This window comes from Pseudomonas ogarae, assembly GCF_014268695.2.
In the GTDB taxonomy this organism is placed as follows: domain Bacteria; phylum Pseudomonadota; class Gammaproteobacteria; order Pseudomonadales; family Pseudomonadaceae; genus Aquipseudomonas; species Aquipseudomonas kilonensis.
Window position 1 is genome coordinate 4,182,867 of the sequence record NZ_CP077086.1, and the last position, 19,867, is coordinate 4,202,733.

Consider the following 19,867-nt stretch of genomic DNA (forward strand, 5'->3'; position numbering starts at 1 on the left):
CCTCTCAATCTGTACTCATGAATAGGCTGGGCGCGCCTGCGGTTAAACGGCTAAACGGCGCGCCCGGTTACGGTGGAACCCGATGAAGAATTTGCTGCTGCGTATCAACGATAAGATCTACATGACTTGCATCTGGGTGGCCGGCCTCTCTGTCCTCGCCGTTGCGCTGATGATTCCCTGGGGTGTATTCGCCCGTTATGTGCTGGGCTCAGGTTCCAGTTGGCCAGAGCCCACCGCCATCTTGCTGATGATCGTGTTCACCTTCATTGGCGCCGCCGCCAGTTACCGCTCCGGCTCACACATGGCCGTGGACATGGTCACCAGCCGCCTGCCCTCACCATGGCGAAACGCAGCGTCGATTTTCACTCAGTTACTAATGGCCGCGGTCTGCATTTTCATGACTATCTGGGGCACCAAGCTGTGCATGACCACCTGGAATCAATTCATGAGCGCCATCCCTACCCTGCGCGTTGGCATCACCTACATGCCGATCCCGGTGGGTGGCTTCCTGACGTTGATTTTTGTCCTGGAAAAACTCTTGCTGGGTGATCAAAGCCAGCGTCGGGTCGTGCAGTTCGACTTGGTTGAAGAAAGCGAAGGTGCCGCTTAATGGACGCTCTGATTCTGCTGGGCAGTTTTTTGCTGTTGATCCTGATCGGTATGCCGGTCGCCTATGCGCTGGGCGCCGCCGCCCTGATCGGGGCGTGGTGGATCGATATTCCGTTCCAGGCCATGATGATCCAGGTCGCGGGAGGGGTGAACAAATTCTCGTTGCTGGCCATTCCGTTCTTCGTGTTGGCCGGTGCGATCATGGCCGAGGGCGGCATGTCCCGCCGACTGGTGGCCTTCGCCAGTGTGCTGGTAGGCTTCGTGCGCGGTGGCCTGTCCTTGGTCAACCTCGTGGCTTCGAGTTTCTTTGGCGCGATCTCCGGTTCCTCGGTGGCCGATACGGCCTCGGTCGGCTCGGTGCTGATCCCGGAAATGACACGCCGGGGCTATCCGCGTGATTACGCCACGGCCGTCACCGTCAGTGGTTCGGTGCAAGCGTTGCTGACACCGCCGAGCCACAACGCGGTGCTGTATTCGCTCGCCGCTGGCGGCACCGTCTCCATCGGTTCGCTGTTCATGGCCGGCATCGTCCCCGGCATCATGATGAACCTGTGCCTGATGGCGCTGTGCCTGGTCTTCGCGAAAAAGCGCAATTACCCCAAGGGCGAAGTAATTCCCCTCAAGCAAGCGTTGAAGATCTGCCGGGAAGCCATGTGGGGCATGATGACCTTGTTCATCATCCTTGGCGGCATTCTCTCGGGTGTTTTCACCGCCACCGAATCGGCCGCCATTGCCGTGGTGTGGGCATTCTTCGTCACCATGTGCATCTATCGCGACTACAAGTGGAGCGAGTTGCCGAAACTGATGCACCGCACGGTACGCACCATCTCCATCGTGATGATCCTGATCGGCTTCGCCGCCAGCTTCGGCTACATCATGACGCTGATGGAAATTCCGGCGAAGATCACCACCGCATTCCTGACACTGTCGGACAACCGTTACGTGATCCTGATGTGCATCAACGTGATGTTGCTGCTGTTGGGCACCGTGATGGACATGGCGCCACTGATCCTGATCCTGACGCCAATCCTGATGCCGGTGATCGTGGGCATCGGCGTGGACCCGGTACAGTTCGGCATGATCATGCTGGTGAACCTGGGTATCGGGCTGATCACGCCACCGGTGGGCGCGGTGTTGTTTGTCGGTTCCGCCATCGGCAAGGTCAGCATCGAGAGCACCGTCAAGGCGCTGCTGCCGTTCTACGCCATGCTGTTCTTCGTACTGCTGCTCGTGACCTACATCCCCGCCATTTCGCTGTGGTTGCCGAACCTGGTGTTGTAACGAACAAACGACAACATCCCCTTGTGGGAGCAAGGCTTGCCCGCGATGAAGATGATGCAGTCTCCCTGGGAACCGAGGAGTCTGCATCGCGAGCAAGCTTTGCTCCCACAGTGCGGTGCGACGTTTCTCTATATCCCCTCGCCACAACAGGGTTCGCACACAAGAATCCGGCGTTTCCCACATCAGTTTTTTCAACCTTGCAGAACAAGGCCAACATGACGCCGCCTCTTCTCCAACTCGAAGACGAACTCACCCGCCTCACCCTCGCCCCGCACCTGGGCGCCAGCCTCGTCGATTGGACCCTGCGCGGCAGCGGTGCGCCCTTGTTGCGCCCGCCTGCTGCGCAAGCCGTGGAAAACGGCCTGCCGGGCAAACTCGGCTGCTTCCCGTTGATTCCGTGGTCGAACCGGATCGCCCAGGGCGGTTTCGATTGCCCCGGCGGCTGGCTGGCCCTGGAAGCCAACAGCCCCAACGACCCGTTCCCGATCCATGGCAGTGCCTGGCAACAGCCGTGGCAGGTGGTCGAACAGAGTGCCCAGCAAGCCTTGCTGCAACTCGACAGCCAATATCCGTTCGCCTATTGCGCCAGCCTGCGGATCCGCTTGAGCGGTGGTCAGCTACAAATCGCCATCCACGTCACCCACATGGCCGAACAGGCCGCGTGGCACGGGCTGGGTTTGCATCCGTATTTTCCGCGCACCGCCAGTACTCGCTTGCAAACCCGCGCCAGCGAAGTCTGGCTGTGCGATGCATCGAAACTGCCAACGGAACTGAGGGACATCCCCGCAGAGTGGGATTTCCAGCACGCCCGTTTACTGCCAGACACGCTGGTCGACAACGGCTTCGGTGGTTGGGACGGGCACTGTCTGGTCCAGCAACCGGACCTGGGTTATGAGCTGGAATGCCGCGCCAGTGGCAGCGACTATTTCCTGCTGTACTGCCCCGTGGGCCTGGATTTCTTCTGCATCGAACCGGTCAGCCACCCGGTCAACGCCCATCACCTGCCGGGGCGGCCAGGGTTGCGTTTGCTGGAGCAAGGGCAGTCGGTGGCGCTGGGGTTTTCGATGCAGTGCCGACTCCTGTAATCCATCCAAACAGGTTCCTGTGGCGAGGGAGCTTGCTCCCGCTCGGCTGCGCAGCAGACGCCCTGCGTCATAAAGGATGGGCCTGCTGCGCAGTCCAGCGGGAGCAAGCTCCCTCGCCACAGTGTCCGGTGTTAACCCTGAGCCTCAGGTGCCCAGGGTCAACCCATTGGCCGGCAACGGTAGCGCGGTCTTGTAGCGCACTTGCTTGAGGGCAAAGCTGGAGCGGATGTTCGCCACGCCCGGGACCTTGGTCAGAAAGTCCATCATGAACCGCTCCAGCGACTGGATGGTCGGCACCAGCACGCGGATCAGGTAATCCGGATCGCCGGCCATCAGGTAGCACTCCATCACCTCCGGCCGATCGGAGATCGCCTCCTCGAAGTGCTGCAGCGCCTCTTCCACCTGCTTCTCCAGGCTGACATGGATGAACACGTTGACGTGCAGCCCCAGCAGGTCGGCATCCAACAGCGTGACCTGCTCGCGGATCACTCCCAGCTCCTCCATGGCCCGGACACGGTTGAAACACGGGGTCGGCGACAGGTTGACCGAACGGGCGAGATCGGCGTTGGTGATGCGGGCGTTTTCCTGAAGGCTGTTCAGAATGCCGATGTCGGTGCGATCCAATTTACGCATGAGACAAATAATCCTGTTTTTTATCGTTGTGCAGATTTTTTATCTGCAAATGATCTGAACAGCAAGCCAACAGAGAAAAATATTCTTCTTCGTCGAGCCTATGATTGTTGTAGGACAATTTCCCGTACCCGGGGAAATTCGTCAGCTAGCGCGCCCACTACAAGAAATTCACAAGATCGAGCGTAGAAAGCCATGAACCCAGCGTATGAACCACTGCGCCTGCACGTTCCCGAACCCTCGGGCCGTCCCGGCTGCAAGACCGACTTCTCCTACCTGCATCTGTCCGATGCCGGCACGGTGCGCAAACCTTCCATCGACGTCGAACCGTCCGACACCGCCGACCTGGCTCGGAGCCTGATCCGCGTGCTTGATGACCAGGGCAATGCCCACGGTCCATGGGCCGAAGACGTTCCGCTCGAGATCCTGCGCAAAGGCATGCGCGCCATGCTCAAGACGCGCATCTACGACAACCGCATGGTCGTCGCCCAGCGGCAGAAAAAAATGTCGTTCTACATGCAAAGCCTCGGCGAAGAAGCCATCGGCAGCGGCCAGGCCCTGGCGTTGAACATCGACGACATGTGCTTCCCCACCTATCGCCAGCAAAGCATCCTGATGGCCCGCGACGTGCCGTTGGTGGGCATGATCTGCCAATTGCTGTCCAACGAGCGCGATCCGCTCAAAGGCCGCCAGTTGCCGATCATGTACTCGGTCAAGGACGCTGGTTTCTTCACCATTTCCGGCAACCTCGCCACGCAGTTCGTCCAGGGCGTGGGCTGGGGCATGGCCTCGGCGATCAAGGGCGATACCAAGATCGCCTCGGCCTGGATCGGTGACGGCGCCACCGCCGAATCGGACTTCCACACTGCCCTCACCTTTGCCCACGTCTACCGGGCGCCGGTGATCCTCAACGTGGTCAACAACCAGTGGGCAATCTCCACCTTCCAGGCCATTGCCGGCGGTGAGGCCACGACCTTCGCCGGACGCGGCGTCGGTTGCGGCATCGCCTCCCTGCGCGTGGATGGCAACGATTTCATGGCGGTCTACGCCGCCTCGCGCTGGGCCGCCGAACGTGCCCGCCGCAACCTCGGCCCGGCGCTGATCGAATGGGTCACCTACCGCGCCGGCCCGCACTCCACTTCCGACGACCCTTCGAAATACCGTCCCGCCGACGACTGGAGCCACTTCCCGCTGGGCGATCCGATTGCGCGCCTCAAGCAGCACATGGTGAAGATCGGCCAGTGGTCCGAAGAGGAACATGCGGCAGTTACCGCCGAACTCGAAGCCGAGGTGATCGCCGCGCAGAAGGAAGCCGAGCAGTACGGCACCCTCGCCGGCGGGCAGATTCCGAGCGCCGCGACAATGTTCGAAGACGTCTACAAAGAGATGCCGGAGCACTTGAAGCGCCAGCGTCAGCAGTTGGGGATCTGACATGAACGATCACAACAACAATATTGCGTTGGACACCGCCATGACCACTACCACCATGACCATGATCCAGGCCCTGCGCTCGGCCATGGACGTGATGCTCGAGCGCGACGACAACGTCGTGGTGTTCGGCCAGGACGTGGGTTACTTCGGCGGCGTGTTCCGCTGCACCGAAGGCCTGCAGAACAAGTACGGCACCTCGCGAGTGTTCGACGCACCGATTTCCGAAAGCGGCATCGTTGGCGTGGCAGTGGGCATGGGCGCCTACGGCCTGCGGCCGGTGGCCGAGATCCAGTTCGCCGACTACGTCTACCCGGCGTCGGACCAGATCATTTCCGAAGCCGCGCGCCTGCGCTATCGCTCGGCCGGCGAGTTCACCGCACCGATGACCCTGCGCATGCCCTGCGGCGGTGGTATCTATGGCGGCCAGACCCACAGCCAGAGCATCGAAGCGATGTTCACCCAGGTCTGCGGCCTGCGCACCGTCATGCCATCCAACCCCTACGACGCCAAGGGCTTGCTGATCGCCTCCATCGAAAACGATGACCCGGTGATCTTCCTCGAACCCAAGCGCCTGTATAACGGCCCGTTCGACGGCCACCACGACCGCCCGGTAACGCCGTGGTCGAAACACCCCTCGGCGCAGGTGCCGGACGGTTACTACACCGTGCCGCTGGACGTCGCCGCCATTACCCGTCCGGGCAAGGACGTGACCGTTCTCACCTACGGCACCACGGTCTATGTCTCCCAAGTGGCTGCCGAAGAGACCGGTGTCGACGCCGAAGTCATCGACCTGCGCAGCCTCTGGCCGCTGGACCTTGAGACCATCGTCAAATCCGTGAAGAAGACCGGCCGCTGTGTGGTCGTCCACGAAGCCACCCGCACCTGCGGTTTCGGCGCCGAGCTGGTGGCGTTGGTGCAAGAACACTGCTTCCACCACCTGGAAGCGCCCATCGAGCGTGTCACCGGTTGGGACACCCCCTACCCGCACGCGCAGGAGTGGGCGTATTTCCCAGGGCCGTCCCGTGTGGGCGCGGCGTTGAAACGGGTCATGGAGGTCTGAATGGGCACGCACGTTATCAAGATGCCGGACATCGGCGAAGGCATCGCGGAAGTTGAACTGTCGGTGTGGCACGTCAAGGTCGGCGACATGGTGGTCGAAGACCAGGTGCTGGCCGATGTCATGACCGACAAGGCCATGGTCGACATCCCCTCGCCAGTGCATGGCCGGGTCATCGCCCTGGGTGGCGAGCCCGGTGAAGTCATGGCAGTAGGCAGCGAACTGATCCGCATTGAAGTCGAAGGTGCGGGTAACCTGAAAGAATCGGCCCAACAGGCGCCAACGCCAGCGCCGGCTGCGCAAGCGCCGAAGCCGGCACCCGTGGCAACACCTGAGCCGATGCCGGAAAAAACCGCCGCGCCACGCTGCGCCCCGCAAGCGCCTGTGGCCCGCGACCCCGACGAGCGTCCACTGGCGTCGCCGGCCGTGCGCAAACACGCACTGGACCTGGGCATTCAATTGCGCCTGGTCCAGGGCAGCGGCCCCGCCGGACGGGTCCTGCACGAAGACCTTGAGGCTTATCTGGCCCAAGGTCCGTCGACCCAGGCCAAGGGCGGTTCGGGTTATGCCGAACGCCACGACGAGCAACAGATCCCGGTGATCGGCATGCGTCGCAAGATCGCCCAGCGCATGCAGGAAGCGACCCAACGCGCCGCCCACTTCAGCTACGTCGAGGAAATCGACGTCACCGCCCTGGAGGAGCTGCGGGTTCACTTGAATGAAAAACACGGCGCCAGCCGCGGCAAGCTGACTTTGCTGCCGTTCCTGGTCCGCGCGTTGGTCGTGGCCCTGCGCGATTTCCCGCAGATGAACGCGCGCTACGACGACGAAGCCCAGGTCATTCACCGCTCAGGTGCGGTGCATGTGGGCGTCGCCACCCAGAGCGATGTTGGCCTGACGGTGCCGGTGGTGCGTCACGCCGAAGCCCGTAGCCTGTGGGACAGCGCGACGGAAATCTCCCGCTTGGCCACGGCAGCCCGCACGGGCAAGGCCAGTCGCGATGAGCTGTCCGGTTCGACTATCACCCTGACCAGCCTCGGTGCCCTTGGCGGCATCGTCAGCACGCCAGTGCTGAACCTGCCGGAAGTGGCGATTGTCGGCGTGAACAAAATCGTCGAGCGGCCGGTGGTGATCAAGGGCCAGATCGTGATCCGCAAGATGATGAACCTCTCCAGCTCCTTCGATCACCGGGTGGTCGACGGCATGGACGCGGCGCAATTCATCCAGGCACTGCGTGGCTTGCTCGAACAACCCGCCACCTTGTTTGTGGACTAATCATCAGTGGAGCAGGCAATGCAAACTCTGAATACCAAGCTGCTGATCATTGGCGGCGGCCCTGGCGGCTACGTGGCAGCGATTCGCGCCGGCCAACTGGGCATTGAAACGATCCTGGTGGAAGGCCAGGCGCTGGGCGGTACCTGCCTGAACATCGGTTGTATCCCGTCCAAGGCGTTGATCCATGTGGCCGAGCAGTTCCACCAGACCCGGCATCACAGCCAGGGTTCGGCCTTGGGCATCACGGTAGCGGCGCCAACGCTGGACATCGGCAAGAGCGTGGAATGGAAGGACGGCATCGTCGATCGCCTGACCACCGGCGTCGCGGCATTGCTGAAAAAGCACAAGGTCCAGGTCATTCACGGCTGGGCCAAGGTGATCGATGGCAAGACGGTCGAGGTCGGTGACACGCGCATCCAGTGCGAACACCTGCTGCTGGCCACCGGCTCGAAAAGCGTCGACCTGCCTATGCTGCCGATTGGCGGGCCGATCATTTCCTCCACCGAAGCCCTCGCCCCCACCTCGGTGCCCAAGCACCTGGTGGTGGTCGGCGGTGGCTACATCGGCCTGGAGCTGGGCATTGCCTACCGCAAGCTCGGCGCCGAGGTCAGCGTGGTCGAGGCCCAGGAACGGATCCTGCCAGCCTACGACGGCGAGCTGACCCAACCAGTGCACGAGGCGCTCAAGCAGTTGGGCGTGAAGCTGTACCTCAAGCACAGCGTCGAAGGTTTCGATGCCCAGGCCAGCACCTTGCAAGTGCGTGATCCCAATGGCGAGACGCTGAACCTGGACACCGACCGGGTGCTGGTGGCCGTTGGGCGCAAACCCAACACCCAGGGCTGGAACCTCGAAGCGCTGGACTTGGCGATGAACGGTTCGGCGCTGAAAATCGACAGCCGTTGCCAGACCAGCATGCGCAACGTCTGGGCCATCGGCGACCTGAGCGGTGAACCGATGCTCGCGCACCGGGCCATGGCCCAGGGTGAAATGGTCGCCGAGCTGATCGCCGGCCAGCATCGCGAGTTCAACCCAACCGCCATCGCCGCGGTGTGCTTCACCGACCCGGAACTGGTGGTGGTCGGCAAGACGCCGGACGAGGCCAAGGCGGCCGGGCTCGATTGCATGGTGTCGAGCTTCCCGTTCGCCGCCAACGGCCGGGCCATGACCCTGGAATCGAAAAGCGGTTTCGTCCGGGTCGTGGCGCGACGGGACAATCACCTGATCGTCGGTTGGCAAGCGGTTGGCGTGGGCGTGTCGGAGCTGTCCACCGCGTTCGGCCAATCCCTGGAAATGGGCGCGCGCCTGGAGGACATCGCCGGCACCATCCACGCTCACCCGACGCTGGGCGAGGCCGTGCAGGAAGCGGCGTTGCGGGCGTTGGGGCATGCGTTGCATCTGTAAACGTGTAGCGCCTCTGTAGGCATGAGTTTCACCTGTGGCGAGGGAGCTTGCTCCCGCTGGGCTGCGAAGCGGCCCCAATTCAGGCACCAGGCTCATTCAGTCACACCGCGTTGACCGGGTTACGACTGCTTCGCAGCCGAGCGGGAGCAAGCTCCCTCGCCACGGGGACGGCAGAAAATCTGCCAGTCGCCTATCGAGCAGGCTGCGAAACAGCCCCGGAATGAAGTATTGTTGTCCCCATCCAAAAAACGTCAGAAGCCTTGAACCGTTTCGACGGTTGTTAAGAAATAGAGGGTGTCATGGGTAACGAGAGCATCAATTGGGACAAACTGGGCTTTGACTACATCAAGACCGACAAGCGCTACCTGTCGCACTGGCGCGATGGCGCCTGGGACGCGGGCACCCTGACCGAAGACAATGTGCTGCACATCAGCGAGGGCTCCACCGCCCTGCACTACGGTCAGCAGTGCTTCGAAGGCCTGAAGGCCTATCGCTGCAAGGACGGCTCCATCAACCTGTTCCGCCCGGACCAGAACGCCGCCCGCATGCAGCGCAGTTGCGCCCGCCTGCTGATGCCGCACGTCGAGACCGAGCAGTTCGTCGAAGCCTGCAAGCAAGTGGTCCGCGCCAACGAGCGCTTCATCCCGCCTTACGGCACCGGCGGCGCGCTGTACCTGCGCCCGTTCGTGATCGGCGTGGGTGACAACATCGGTGTGCGCACCGCACCCGAGTTCATCTTCTCGATTTTCTGCATCCCGGTCGGCGCCTACTTCAAGGGCGGCCTGACCCCGCACAACTTCCTGATCTCCAGCTTCGACCGCGCCGCCCCACAAGGCACCGGCGCGGCAAAGGTCGGTGGCAACTACGCCGCCAGCCTGATGCCCGGTTCCCAGGCCAAGAAGGCCAGTTTCGCCGACTGCATCTACCTGGACCCGATGACCCACTCGAAAATCGAGGAAGTCGGCTCGGCCAACTTCTTCGGCATCACCCACGACAACAAATTCGTCACCCCGAAATCCCCTTCGGTCCTGCCGGGCATCACTCGCCTGTCGCTGATCGAACTGGCCAAATCGCGCCTGGGCCTGGAAGTGATCGAAGGCGACGTGTTCATCGACAAGCTATCGGACTTCAAGGAAGCCGGCGCCTGCGGTACTGCGGCGGTGATCACCCCGATTGGCGGCATCAGCTACAAGGACAAGCTGCACGTGTTCCACAGCGAAACCGAAGTCGGCCCGATCACCCAGAAGCTCTACAAAGAGCTGACCGGCGTGCAGACCGGCGACGTGGAAGCGCCAGCGGGTTGGATCGTCAAGGTTTGATCCAAGCCCACCGGTAGCACTAAGGGTCTTTTGTGGCGAGGGAGCAAGCTCCCTCGCCACATGGATCTGCCCCCACTACTCTCGACGCAAAACCGGCCACCGCCCCCAACGCTGGCGAAACCATCCGTAACCGCTGACCAGCAGGATCCCGCCCAGCACCAGAACCGCGCCAACGATGAAGTTCGGCTCCAGCGGCTCATCCAGCAACCAGACGCCAAAACCGATGCCAAACAGCGGCGTCATGAACGACAGCACCCCCAGTTGCGAAGCGAGGTAGTGGCGCAGCAGGGAGAACCAGATCAGGAAGCTGGCAAAAGACACCAGCAACACCTGGAACGCCATGCTGGCAATGAGTTGTGGCGTGGGGTTGATCGTCGTTTGCCCCAGCGCTATCGACATTCCGATCAGCAGCACCCCGGCGCCAACCAGTTGATAAAGCAGCGTCTGGCTGGCCGGCAGATTCGTCAACCGCGAACAGCGTACCGTCACCGTGGTTGCGCCCCACAGCGCACCGGCCAGCAAGCCCATGCCGTCACCGAGCAACGAACTGCCGTTCGCCGCGCCCGAGCCCCCGCTGAAAGCCACCACGATCCCGCCGAATGCAACGGCGATGCCCAGCCATTGCGCCGGCTTGAGGCGTTCGCTCGGCAGTTTCCAGTGCAAGCCAAGGGCGGCGAACATCGGCGCGGTGTAGAGGAAAATCACCATGTGCGAAGCCGTCGTATGCCGCAGGCCTTCGCCCACCATCACGAACTCCAAGGCAAACAACAACCCCACCAGCAGGCCCGGGCGCCAACTGCCATCGGCCAGGGACAGGCGTTCACCGCGCACCAGCACCAACAACCAGACCAGTACCGCAGCGATGGCCGAGCGCACGCCCAGTTGCAGCATCGGCGCCATGTCGGCGGCGCCGGCCTTGATCGCGACTTGCTGGAAACCCCAAATGGCACAGAGGCCGGTCATCAGGGCGCAGACCTGGCCATCCAGGGCGCGGCGGGTGGTCATGGGAACGGTCCTTGGGCAGAAAGAGATGAAAGGATTGTCTGCCTGACACCTTTGCTGGATATAGTGATTACCCGACAAGCCATCCCGGTAATCCGCCATTGCGGTCGATATGCAGCCTCCAGCCCAACATCTGAAGATTCCTCCGTTCGAAGCGGCCCTGCCCTCGCCGATTTTCTTTCGCAGCGCCTGCATGCCGGCCCATGCCACTTACCCCCGGCACCGGCATGCCTGGGGTGAGTTCGTCTACTCCTACAGTGGCGTGATGGAAATCGAGATCGCCCAGCACCATTACCTGGCGCCACCGCAGTACGGCATCTGGCTGCCACCAGACATGGAACACGTTGGCTTCAATCGCCATGAGGCCTGCCATTGTTCGTTGTACCTGGCCGCCGAACTGTGTAGTGCGCTGCCAGCCGTACCCTGTGCGCTGACCTTGAGCCCGCTGATCCGCGCCCTGCTGGAAGAGCTGCGCAGCGACCCGCCGAGCCAACCGCAGACGCCCGAGCAGCAGCGCTTGCTGCAGGTGTTGGTGGACAAGCTGGCGCAGGCACCCCATGTCGGCAGCTACCTGCCCTCCTCGGATGATCCCCTGCTGGGCCCCGTGCTGCGGGCCTTGGAGGCAAACCCCAGCGACCCACGCTCCTTGCCGCAACTGGCCCGCGCCGCCAACACCACCGAGCGCACACTGATGCGCCGGGCCCAGCGGGACCTGGGCATGTCATTGGTGGAATGGCGCCAGCGCCTGAAAGTCATCGAGGCCCTGGCCCTGCTCGAACGCGGCCAGAGCGTGGAAACCATCGGCCTGGACCTGGGCTACAGCAGCGCCTCGGCATTCATCAGCATGTTTCGCAAAATGATGGGCACCACGCCGGATGAGTATCGGCGCAGGCACATGGCTGGATGATGAGGCGATGCTGGAATCGTCATCGCGAGCAGGCTCGCTCCCACAGGAGGTCGTGGTATTCATCAATCTCGTGTTCAACGCAGGGCCCATTGTGGGAGCGGGCTTGCTCGCGAAGGCGGTGGGTCAGCTTGCATGGATGCTGGATGTGAAGGCCCCTTCGCGAGCAACCCCGCTCCCACAGGTGATCTGGGGTGTTCTGGGTTTTGTGTTCAGCGCAGGCCCACTGTGGGAGCGAGCTTGCTCGCGATAGCGCCAACGGGTTTGACATCGATTTCGGCACTCACGCCAAACCGCGCCGCCATCTCCCTGCGGCCACTGGCCGTCACCCCCAGCGCCCGGCTGTCCAGGTCCTGGATCACCCATTTGCGCCTGATCGCCACTTGCAGCAACGCCGCGCCCAAGGCACCGCCCAGGTGGGGGCGGCGCATGCTCCAGTCCAGGCACGGACAGGCGAATCGGCGGCGTTGCGTGGCGAGTTGCTGGACGTCGATGCCCAATCCTTCGAACACCGCCGCGCCGGATTCACTCAGCCGATAGCCATCGCCCTCCCGCTCCACCAGCCACCCGGCCTCGATCATGCGGTCATGCAGGCGCACCGCCAGAGTGCCGGCCATGTGGTCGTAACAAGTGCGGGCAAATTGCAAGCGATCCGGTGTGCGCGGGGTGAAGGTCGGCGCGGCGCTCTGGCCGATCACCATCAGCGCCTCCAGTGCCTGCGCAACGCGCGGGTCGGCCAGGCTGTAATAACGATGACGGCCCTGGACATGCAGGCGCACCAGGGCCATTTGCTTGAGTTTCGCCAGATGGGCGCTGGCGGTCGAGGCGCTGACCTCGGCGATGCTCGCCAATTCGGTGCTGGTGCGGGCATGGCCGTCCATCAACGCGCACAGCATCCGGGTGCGCGCCGGTTCGGCAATGGCCGCGGCCACTTGGGACACGCCCAGGTCATGGTGCTCTGCGTTCATATTTCGCTCCCCGACGAATCAAGCCATGCATCGACTGGAGAGAGTAGCAACACTTTCTCCATCACGAACAAAGCAGCGCGTCAGGGATCCGATCACCGCCGCGATGTATTCCGCTGTTCAGCGAACACTCATGTGCCGGCACGCCATGAGCCGCTCCAGCCACATCAATCGTCCCGGGTCAGGACTTCCAGCAACTCGATTTCAAAGATCAGGTTGGCGTTGGGCTTGATGTGGGCACCCATGGACCGCTCACCGTAGGCCAGGTGGGCCGGCACCCACAACTTGCGCTTGCCACCGACTTGCATGCCCATCAAGCCCAGATCCCAGCCCTTGATGACGCGACCGGTGCCGATCACGCATTGAAAGGGTTTGCCGCGACTGTAGGACGAATCGAATTCGGTGCCGTCTTCGAGGGTGCCGCGGTATTGGGTGGTGATCAGCGCACCTTTGACTACGCTTTTGCCGTCGCCCTGTTCCAGGTCGATGATTTGCAGCTCTTCATTCATGGCGGTATCCCTCGTGTGATCCAGGCGCGGGGTTTTCGCAGAAATCCGGGCGTATGGCAAACGTTGTATGCCATGCGCCAGGGAACCGCGACGACCTCTTCGGTTCACATGGGTATCGACCCTGCATTTCAGATAAGGATTTTCTGATGTTCGACTCTCGTCCGCTCCACGGTTTCATTCCGCCGTACATCCTCAATCGCATCATTGCCCACGGCTCCGAACAGCAACGCTCCAGGGCCCTTGGCACCTTGACCCACGTGCGCAGCCTGCGACACAACCCCGGCCCGCCCGGCAACCTTCCCGCCGCCGCGAAGTTGCCCACGCCCGGCAAGGCCGGACAGCCGCAACGCAGCGTGCATGACGCCCAGAACACCATGGAACTGCCCGGCCAGCCGGTCCGCCTGGAAGGCCAGCGGGCCAGTGGCGACCCAGCCGTGGACGAAGCCTACGACGCCCTCGGCGCCACCTATGATTTTTTCTGGAAGGTCCTGGGGCGCGACTCCATCGACAACAAAGGCTTCGCCCTGGTGGGCAGCGTGCATTATGGCCAGGGCTATGAAAACGCCTTCTGGAACGGCGCGCAGATGGTGTTCGGCGACGGCGATGGCGAAATCTTCCAGCGCTTCACCCGCTCCCTGGACGTGGTGGCCCACGAGCTGGCCCATGGCGTCACCGAAAGCGAGGCTGGGTTGATCTACGCCAATCAATCCGGTGCGCTGAACGAGTCCATCTCTGATGTGTTCGGTGTACTGGTCAAGCAGTTCGTGCTCGAACAGACCGCCGACCAGGCCGACTGGCTGATCGGCGCCGACCTGCTCACCGACAAGATCAACGGCGACGGCCTGCGCAGCATGTCCAACCCCGGCAGCGCCTACGATGACCCGTTACTGGGCAAGGACCCGCAACCTTCGCACATGCGCGAATTCGTCATTACCCGTGAAGACAACGGCGGCGTGCACATCAACTCCGGCATCCCCAACCGGGCCTTTTATCTGGTGGCGACCACGCTGGGCGGATTTGCCTGGGAAAAGGCCGGCCGGATCTGGTATGAAACCTTGTGCGACCGACGATTGGCCAATGACGCGTCCTTCAGCGCCTTCGCCCGCCTGACCGTCGAGCACGCCCGCCAGCGCTTCGGCACGCGGGAAGTGCAAGCGGTGCAGAACGGCTGGGCCCAGGTCGGCGTCGACCTGACACAGGAGAGCTGATGAAAACCCTTCCAGACCTAGACGACAAAGCGGTGATACGGCTGTCGCGCCAGGGCGGCGTGGCCGCCATCCATGCGCTGACCCGACCACGGGAAATCGAATTCGCCCAGTGCGACCTCGACCAGCGCACGCGCATCAGTTCGGTCCTGGAGGGATGCCTGCCACTGACGTCCTCCACGCCCGGGCGCGGCGACCAGCGGTTTTTCCAGATCGAGGTGCACTATCGCGCCAACGACCAGGACGACGAGATGGTGCTGCAGGTGCCCGAGGACAAGGCACCCGGCGAGCTGGTTCACCTGTGGGACAAAGGCGAAGTGCTCTGACCTAACGCGTGGCCGGCACGATCTTGACGATGGCGCCGGACACGGTTTCGATCAGCAAGTACTTGTCGTCGATCTGCACCCATTGCTGCTCGTTTGTCGGTTGCTCGAGCTGCTTCTGTTTCCAGTCTTTCATGGCCCTGTCCGCGCGCTGGTAGTCCGCCGGTACCCGGTCGTTCTCCACCAGCCTGCGGCCATTGCTCGGAGAATGCTCCAAGGCGTCTCCGGTTTTCTCGACCGCTTGCGCAACAGGCCCAAGGGCGGCGAGGCCGGCGATCAGGACCAGGCTGGCGATCAGGGAGGGTTTGCGCATAGAAAAAAACTCCAGTTATTCGAGGGACTGAATCTGGGACTTCGCGGGCAGTGAATCATTCCCTTTACTGTAGCGACTGGAAGCTGGGAGCCCCCCATACCCCTGTGGCGAGGGAGCTTGCTCCCGCTGGGCTGCACAGCAGCCCCAATCCAGGCAACGCGGTAATCCAGTGATACGGCATTCACCGGGTTTACGACTGCTGCGCAGCCGAGCGGGAGCAAGCTCCCTCGCCACGGGTTGTGCCTGGCATGGCATAGTGGCAAGCCTTGGCCCAACACCCGCCGGACGGACCCATCATGAGCACCACCGCCTCTTCCCCTGCCCTCAAGGAAATCTTCAACAACGCCCGCCTGGAGCACATCGCCGGCGAAATGCGCGCGGTGTACCCGGCATTCGACGCCAAAGCGTTTTTGCACACGGCCAACGACGGGCTGGCCGAGTTGTCGGTGATGCAGCGCATGGCCCGGGTCAGTGAGTGCCTGCATGCGGTGCTGCCCCTCGATTACGAAGCGTCGCTGGAAGTGCTGCGGGCCCTGGCCCCGCGCCTGAACAGCATGTTCGTCAGCATGTTCCTGCCACACTACGTGGCGTCGTATGGCCGACATCGTTTCGACGTGTCGCTGGACGCGCTCAAGTATTTCACCCGGTTCGGCTCCTCGGAGTTCGCCGTGCGGCACTTCCTGCGCGATGACCTGGAACGCACCCTCAAGGTCATGCACGACTGGGCGCTGGACGCCAACGAGCACGTACGCCGCCTGGCCAGCGAAGGCAGCCGGCCGCGCTTGCCGTGGTCGTTTCACCTGGAGCCGATCCAGGCCAACCCCGACCTCGCCGCCGCGATCCTCGACACCCTCAAGGCCGACGATAGCCTGTATGTGCGCAAATCCGTGGCCAACCACCTCAACGACGTCACCAAGCAGCATCCCGACTGGGTGCTGGACCAGATCGAAGGTTGGCCGCTGCAAGACCGTCACACGGCGTGGATCGCCCGGCATGCGCTGCGTAGCCTGATCAAACAAGGCAACCCCAGGGCACTGGGCGTCATCGGGGTCGGCGGCAAGGCACAGGTCCAGGTGCTGGATTTGCAGGTGACGCCTGCGGTGATTCGCCTGGGGGAACAGGTCACCCTGTCTTTCACGGTGCAATCAACCCTGGAGCAGAGCCAACGCCTGGTGATCGACTATGCCGTCGACTACGTGAAAGCTTCGGGCGGCACCTCGGCCAAAGTCTTCAAGCTCAAGACCTTCGACCTGCCCGCCCAGGGTTGCGTCAACCTCAGCCGCTCCCAGCACATTCGCGAGTTGACCACCCGCAAACATTACGCGGGCCGGCATGCCGTGCACCTGCTGATCAACGGCGAGCGACTGGGTAGCACGGCGTTCGATATCGTTCCCTGAGGGCGTCTCAGACCACCGCCAGGCGTTTGGCCTGGCGAATCTGCTGCAGGAAACGCTCGGCCGGCAGCGGATGCCCCAGCAGATAGCCCTGCAGCGAATCGCAGCCCAACTGGGTCAGGAAGTCTTGTTGCACGTCGGTCTCCACGCCTTCGGCGACGATCCGCAGGCCCAGGGCCTGGCCGAGGGCGACGATGGCCGAGACGATCGCCGCATCATCGCTGTCGTGCTCCAGGTCACGCACGAAACCGCGATCGATCTTCAGCTCGTTGGCCGGCAGGCGCTTGAGGTACATCAGGCTCGAATAGCCGGTGCCAAAGTCGTCGATGGACAGGTCCACACCCATGTCCGAGAGCTGTTGCAGCACCGTCATGCTCGCGTCCGCATCGCTCATGGCGGTGGTTTCGGTGATTTCCAGGGTCAGGCTGTTGGCCGGCAGCTGATGCGTCTCCAAGGCCTTGGCCACGCTCTGCACCAAACCGGTATGGCAGAACTGCAAGGCCGACAGGTTCACCGCAATGCGCCAATCGGTGTAACCGAGCACGTACCATTCGCGCATCTGCCGACAGGCCTCGTTCAGCACCCATTCGCCGATGGGAATGATCAACCCGGTCTTTTCCGCCAGGTCGATGAAGGTGTCGGGCATCAACAGGCCCTGGGTCGGGTGGGTCCAGCGCAACAAGGCCTCGGCACCGACCGGACGGCCGTTGGCCGCGTCGAACTTGGGCTGGTAGTACAGGCTGAATTGCCGCTGTTCGACGGCGATGCGCAAGTCTTGCAGCAACTGCAATTGCTTGCGGGCGTTGCTGTTCATCGAGGCGTCGAAAAAGCTGTAGCCGTTCTTGCCGGCGCCCTTGGCGTGGTACATCGCCGCGTCGGCGTTCATCAATAGTTCGTCGGCGCTCTGGCCGTTGCCAGGGTAAACGGCGATGCCGACGCTGGCGGAGATCTGCAAGTCATGGTCTGCCACCCGGAACGTGCGGCCGATCAAACCGACCTGACGTGCCGCCAATCGCAAGGCGTCGTCGGGTTCGGCCAGTTGCACCAACAGCACGAACTCATCACCGCCGATCCGCGCCAGGGTGTCCTGGCTGCGCAGGTCTTCACGCAGGCGCAGGGCCACGTCCCGCAGCAACAAATCGCCCATGTGGTGACCGAAGGCGTCGTTGACCGGCTTGAAACCATCCAGGTCGATGAACATCAGGGCGAAGCAGCCACCCTGCTCTTGCACACGGTGCATGGCCTGGTCGATACGATCAGCCAGCAATACCCGGTTGGGCAGTCCGGTGAGGGGGTCGTGCAGGGCCAACTGGGTCAGTTCCCGGTTGGCCAGGGTCAGCGATTGCGCCAACTCGGCGGTGCGGGCTTCCAGGCGCGCATCGAGAATCGACGTCAGCAAGGCAATGGCCAGCACCGCCAGGGTGGTGATCAACACCAGATTGTCCAGGCCCTTGCCGCTCAAGCCGTCCAGGGAGCCACAAAAGCTGCCGTCGCTGAACCGCGCGCCGGCCATGCCGGTGTAGTGCATACCGACGATGGCGATGCCCATGACCACCGCGGCCCCTGCGCGAGCCAGACGCACATGGGGAGTGTTCTGGCGCAGGCGAAAGGCAATCCACAGCGCCGCCGCCGAAGCGCCGACGGCAATCACCAGCGAAGCCCCGAACAGCGTCGGATCATAGTCGATGCCCGGCTGCATTCGCAGCGCAGCCATGCCGGTGTAATGCATGGTGCTGATCCCGGCACCCATGATCAGCGCACCGAAGGCCAGTTGCCACGCCGGCAATCGTGGCTGGCTGACCAGCCACAGGGCAAAACCGCTGGATAGAATCGCGACCAGCAGCGACAGCGCGGTGATCGATATGTCGTAGCCAAGCTCCACCGGCAAGCTGAACGCGAGCATGCCGATGAAGTGCATGGACCAGATGCCCACCCCCATCGCCAGCGCGCCCCCGGTCATCCACAAATGCGCGGCGCGCCCCTGAGCGGTCGCGATCCGCCCGGCCAGGTCCAGGGCGGTGTAGGAAGCAAGCACAGCAACAAACAAGGAAATCGAAACAAGGGCGGGGGAATAACTGCCGATGAGCATGGTTTTTTCTCGTAACTGGAGACCGGACTGCTTCCATGCCCGGTTGAAGGCCGGCGATTGTACTTAATCGTGACAGGGACGCACGAACCAAATGTCAAAAAGCCATCAAAGCTGGGATATTTTCGACGAAAGACACCACCCCTCGCAGGGCGAATATTTTTTGTGGGAGCGAGCCTGCTCGCGATGCGGTGTGTCAGCTTGCCTGGGCATTGGATGTGCCCAAGCCATCGCGAGCAAGCTCGCTCCCACAGAGGGCCTCAGGGTTCATGGCTTTTGTGTTCACCGCAAGTCCATTGTGGGAGCGAGCTTGCTCGCGATGGCGGTGTGTCAGTCTACGCACCTGGCCCAAGCCATTCAGCTACTATCGAAGAACCACTTCAAGGAGGATTCATTCATGGGCGTTCCCGCCAACCGGGCTTTGACTACCGCGCTGGTAGTAATCGATGTACAGAACGACTTCATCCCCGGCGGCCAACTGGCGGTGCCGGGGGGCAATGAGATCGTGCCGCTGATCAACCAGCTCGGCCATTCATTCAGGCACGTCGTCCTTGCGCAGGACTGGCACCCGGCCGGGCACGCCTCGTTTGCGTCCAGCCACCCGGGCAAGCAACCTTTCGACACCATCCAATTGCCCTACGGCGAGCAGAAACTCTGGCCCGACCACTGCATACAGGGCAGCAACGGCGCCGCGCTGCACCCGGCACTTGGGCTTGAGCATGCCAAGCTGATCATTCGCAAGGGCTGCAACCCGGACATCGACAGTTACTCCGCCTTCATGGAAGCGGATCACCAGACCCCCACCGGTTTGACCGGCTACCTCAAGGAACGCGGCATCGATACGGTGTACCTGGTGGGGCTCGCCCTGGATTTTTGCGTGATGTTCTCGGCGCTGGATGCCCGGTTGGCCGGATTCAACGCGTTTGTGGTACTGGACGCCTGCCGGGGTATTGATAGCGAGGGTTCGATGGAAGCGGCGATCCGGCGGATGCAGGAAGCGGGCGTGCAATTGATCGAGTCCAGCGCGATAGACGGTCGCCCCTTCGCTTGATCGCTCATACTAGCCACCTCCCCCTCC

Annotated in this window: 19 protein-coding genes; 13 read left to right on the top strand and 6 right to left on the bottom strand. The window is 62.6% G+C overall.

Translation table 11 applies throughout. The annotated features are described in order from the left end of the window. Positions 1-82 precede the first annotated feature (82 nt). The 3 genes from HU749_RS18130 (at position 83) to HU749_RS18140 (ending at position 2,975) form a co-directional block, all read left to right on the top strand. The gene (locus HU749_RS18130; RefSeq protein ID WP_095974755.1) at positions 83-610 is read left to right on the top strand and encodes a TRAP transporter small permease; all 528 of its coding nucleotides are present in this window, start codon (positions 83-85) and stop codon (positions 608-610) included. After that, positions 610-1,890, top strand: a complete 1,281-nt coding sequence (locus tag HU749_RS18135) for a TRAP transporter large permease (protein WP_014337846.1) — start codon at positions 610-612, stop codon at positions 1,888-1,890. Before HU749_RS18130 ends, HU749_RS18135 begins: the two co-directional genes overlap by 1 nt. A 215-nt stretch (positions 1,891-2,105) precedes the next feature. Continuing rightward, positions 2,106-2,975 (top strand): aldose 1-epimerase, encoded by an 870-nt coding sequence (locus tag HU749_RS18140; protein WP_095974785.1) that lies wholly within the window; start codon positions 2,106-2,108, stop codon positions 2,973-2,975. Between the two features lie 144 nt (positions 2,976-3,119). On the opposite strand, the gene bkdR is transcribed toward HU749_RS18140, so the two are convergent. After that, complete coding sequence (gene bkdR, locus HU749_RS18145; protein ID WP_003202929.1) at positions 3,120-3,608, bottom strand: Bkd operon transcriptional regulator BkdR; 489 nt, start codon at positions 3,606-3,608, stop codon at positions 3,120-3,122. 192 nt (positions 3,609-3,800) lie between these two features. Between bkdR and HU749_RS18150 the strand changes: the two genes are divergently transcribed. From HU749_RS18150 to HU749_RS18170, 5 genes are all read left to right on the top strand, one after another. Next, a complete protein-coding gene (locus HU749_RS18150) occupies positions 3,801-5,036 on the top strand; it encodes a 3-methyl-2-oxobutanoate dehydrogenase (2-methylpropanoyl-transferring) subunit alpha (RefSeq protein WP_014337844.1) in 1,236 nt (411 codons plus the stop codon). A 1-nt stretch (position 5,037) separates the two neighbouring features. Then, positions 5,038-6,096 carry an alpha-ketoacid dehydrogenase subunit beta gene (locus HU749_RS18155; RefSeq protein ID WP_046064020.1) on the top strand — a complete coding sequence of 353 codons (1,059 nt, stop codon included), beginning with the start codon at positions 5,038-5,040 and terminating at the stop codon, positions 6,094-6,096. Further along, positions 6,097-7,368, top strand: coding sequence for a dihydrolipoamide acetyltransferase family protein (locus HU749_RS18160; RefSeq protein ID WP_095974757.1), 1,272 nt, complete (start codon positions 6,097-6,099; stop codon positions 7,366-7,368). Between the two features lie 18 nt (positions 7,369-7,386). Beyond that, positions 7,387-8,769, top strand: a complete 1,383-nt coding sequence (gene lpdA / locus HU749_RS18165) for a dihydrolipoyl dehydrogenase (protein WP_046064022.1) — start codon at positions 7,387-7,389, stop codon at positions 8,767-8,769. Between the two features lie 299 nt (positions 8,770-9,068). Then, a complete protein-coding gene (locus HU749_RS18170) occupies positions 9,069-10,088 on the top strand; it encodes a branched-chain amino acid aminotransferase (RefSeq protein WP_003202935.1) in 1,020 nt (339 codons plus the stop codon). Positions 10,089-10,163: 75 nt separating this feature from the next. Here the strand turns inward: HU749_RS18170 and HU749_RS18175 are convergent, their stop codons facing one another. Then, entirely contained in the window at positions 10,164-11,093 is a 930-nt protein-coding gene (locus HU749_RS18175) for a DMT family transporter (RefSeq protein WP_014337839.1), read from the bottom strand. A gap of 109 nt (positions 11,094-11,202) precedes the next feature. Here HU749_RS18175 and HU749_RS18180 point away from each other — a divergent pair, with 109 nt between their 5' ends. Next, complete coding sequence (locus HU749_RS18180) at positions 11,203-11,997, top strand: AraC family transcriptional regulator (RefSeq protein WP_018605876.1); 795 nt, start codon at positions 11,203-11,205, stop codon at positions 11,995-11,997. Positions 11,998-12,206: 209 nt separating this feature from the next. On the opposite strand, the gene HU749_RS18185 is transcribed toward HU749_RS18180, so the two are convergent. Continuing rightward, positions 12,207-12,962, bottom strand: a complete 756-nt coding sequence (locus tag HU749_RS18185; RefSeq protein ID WP_095974760.1) for an ArsR/SmtB family transcription factor — start codon at positions 12,960-12,962, stop codon at positions 12,207-12,209. Between the two features lie 164 nt (positions 12,963-13,126). Further along, on the bottom strand, positions 13,127-13,468 hold the full coding sequence (locus tag HU749_RS18190) for an FKBP-type peptidyl-prolyl cis-trans isomerase (protein ID WP_003202944.1): 342 nt from the start codon (positions 13,466-13,468) through the stop codon (positions 13,127-13,129). Between the two features lie 146 nt (positions 13,469-13,614). On the opposite strand from HU749_RS18190, the gene HU749_RS18195 reads away from it, so the two are divergent. Next, a complete protein-coding gene (locus tag HU749_RS18195) occupies positions 13,615-14,676 on the top strand; it encodes a M4 family metallopeptidase (protein ID WP_079302358.1) in 1,062 nt (353 codons plus the stop codon). Next, positions 14,676-14,999: a protealysin inhibitor emfourin gene (locus HU749_RS18200; RefSeq protein ID WP_095963521.1), complete on the top strand. Its 324-nt coding sequence runs from the start codon at positions 14,676-14,678 to the stop codon at positions 14,997-14,999. Before HU749_RS18195 ends, HU749_RS18200 begins: the two co-directional genes overlap by 1 nt. A 1-nt stretch (position 15,000) precedes the next feature. On the opposite strand, the gene HU749_RS18205 is transcribed toward HU749_RS18200, so the two are convergent. Next, the gene (locus HU749_RS18205; RefSeq protein WP_079302359.1) at positions 15,001-15,309 is read right to left on the bottom strand and encodes an RcnB family protein; all 309 of its coding nucleotides are present in this window, start codon (positions 15,307-15,309) and stop codon (positions 15,001-15,003) included. A gap of 296 nt (positions 15,310-15,605) precedes the next feature. Here HU749_RS18205 and HU749_RS18210 point away from each other — a divergent pair, with 296 nt between their 5' ends. Further along, complete coding sequence (locus tag HU749_RS18210; RefSeq protein WP_095974761.1) at positions 15,606-16,706, top strand: DNA alkylation repair protein; 1,101 nt, start codon at positions 15,606-15,608, stop codon at positions 16,704-16,706. Positions 16,707-16,713: 7 nt separating this feature from the next. Here HU749_RS18210 and HU749_RS18215 read toward each other — a convergent pair whose 3' ends face one another. Then, positions 16,714-18,792, bottom strand: a complete 2,079-nt coding sequence (locus HU749_RS18215) for a putative bifunctional diguanylate cyclase/phosphodiesterase (protein WP_095974762.1) — start codon at positions 18,790-18,792, stop codon at positions 16,714-16,716. A gap of 394 nt (positions 18,793-19,186) precedes the next feature. On the opposite strand from HU749_RS18215, the gene pncA reads away from it, so the two are divergent. Continuing rightward, positions 19,187-19,840, top strand: a complete 654-nt coding sequence (gene pncA / locus HU749_RS18220; RefSeq protein WP_186649947.1) for a bifunctional nicotinamidase/pyrazinamidase — start codon at positions 19,187-19,189, stop codon at positions 19,838-19,840. Positions 19,841-19,867: the final 27 nt, after the last annotated feature.

What these genes read in the sequence shown, in the direction of transcription:
- HU749_RS18155 (WP_046064020.1), top strand. Translation starts at nt 5,038, where the DNA reads ATGAACGATCACAACAACAATATTGCGTTGGACACCGCCATGACCACT.
- HU749_RS18175 (WP_014337839.1), bottom strand. Translation starts at nt 11,093, where the DNA reads ATGACCACCCGCCGCGCCCTGGATGGCCAGGTCTGCGCCCTGATGACC.
- HU749_RS18150 (WP_014337844.1), top strand. Translation starts at nt 3,801, where the DNA reads ATGAACCCAGCGTATGAACCACTGCGCCTGCACGTTCCCGAACCCTCG.
- HU749_RS18210 (WP_095974761.1), top strand. Translation starts at nt 15,606, where the DNA reads ATGAGCACCACCGCCTCTTCCCCTGCCCTCAAGGAAATCTTCAACAAC.
- HU749_RS18195 (WP_079302358.1), top strand. Translation starts at nt 13,615, where the DNA reads ATGTTCGACTCTCGTCCGCTCCACGGTTTCATTCCGCCGTACATCCTC.
- HU749_RS18185 (WP_095974760.1), bottom strand. Translation starts at nt 12,962, where the DNA reads ATGAACGCAGAGCACCATGACCTGGGCGTGTCCCAAGTGGCCGCGGCC.
- HU749_RS18140 (WP_095974785.1), top strand. Translation starts at nt 2,106, where the DNA reads ATGACGCCGCCTCTTCTCCAACTCGAAGACGAACTCACCCGCCTCACC.
- HU749_RS18130 (WP_095974755.1), top strand. Translation starts at nt 83, where the DNA reads ATGAAGAATTTGCTGCTGCGTATCAACGATAAGATCTACATGACTTGC.
- HU749_RS18190 (WP_003202944.1), bottom strand. Translation starts at nt 13,468, where the DNA reads ATGAATGAAGAGCTGCAAATCATCGACCTGGAACAGGGCGACGGCAAA.
- bkdR (WP_003202929.1), bottom strand. Translation starts at nt 3,608, where the DNA reads ATGCGTAAATTGGATCGCACCGACATCGGCATTCTGAACAGCCTTCAG.
- HU749_RS18205 (WP_079302359.1), bottom strand. Translation starts at nt 15,309, where the DNA reads ATGCGCAAACCCTCCCTGATCGCCAGCCTGGTCCTGATCGCCGGCCTC.
- HU749_RS18170 (WP_003202935.1), top strand. Translation starts at nt 9,069, where the DNA reads ATGGGTAACGAGAGCATCAATTGGGACAAACTGGGCTTTGACTACATC.
- HU749_RS18215 (WP_095974762.1), bottom strand. Translation starts at nt 18,792, where the DNA reads ATGCTCATCGGCAGTTATTCCCCCGCCCTTGTTTCGATTTCCTTGTTT.
- HU749_RS18160 (WP_095974757.1), top strand. Translation starts at nt 6,097, where the DNA reads ATGGGCACGCACGTTATCAAGATGCCGGACATCGGCGAAGGCATCGCG.
- HU749_RS18200 (WP_095963521.1), top strand. Translation starts at nt 14,676, where the DNA reads ATGAAAACCCTTCCAGACCTAGACGACAAAGCGGTGATACGGCTGTCG.
- HU749_RS18135 (WP_014337846.1), top strand. Translation starts at nt 610, where the DNA reads ATGGACGCTCTGATTCTGCTGGGCAGTTTTTTGCTGTTGATCCTGATC.
- pncA (WP_186649947.1), top strand. Translation starts at nt 19,187, where the DNA reads ATGGGCGTTCCCGCCAACCGGGCTTTGACTACCGCGCTGGTAGTAATC.
- lpdA (WP_046064022.1), top strand. Translation starts at nt 7,387, where the DNA reads ATGCAAACTCTGAATACCAAGCTGCTGATCATTGGCGGCGGCCCTGGC.
- HU749_RS18180 (WP_018605876.1), top strand. Translation starts at nt 11,203, where the DNA reads ATGCAGCCTCCAGCCCAACATCTGAAGATTCCTCCGTTCGAAGCGGCC.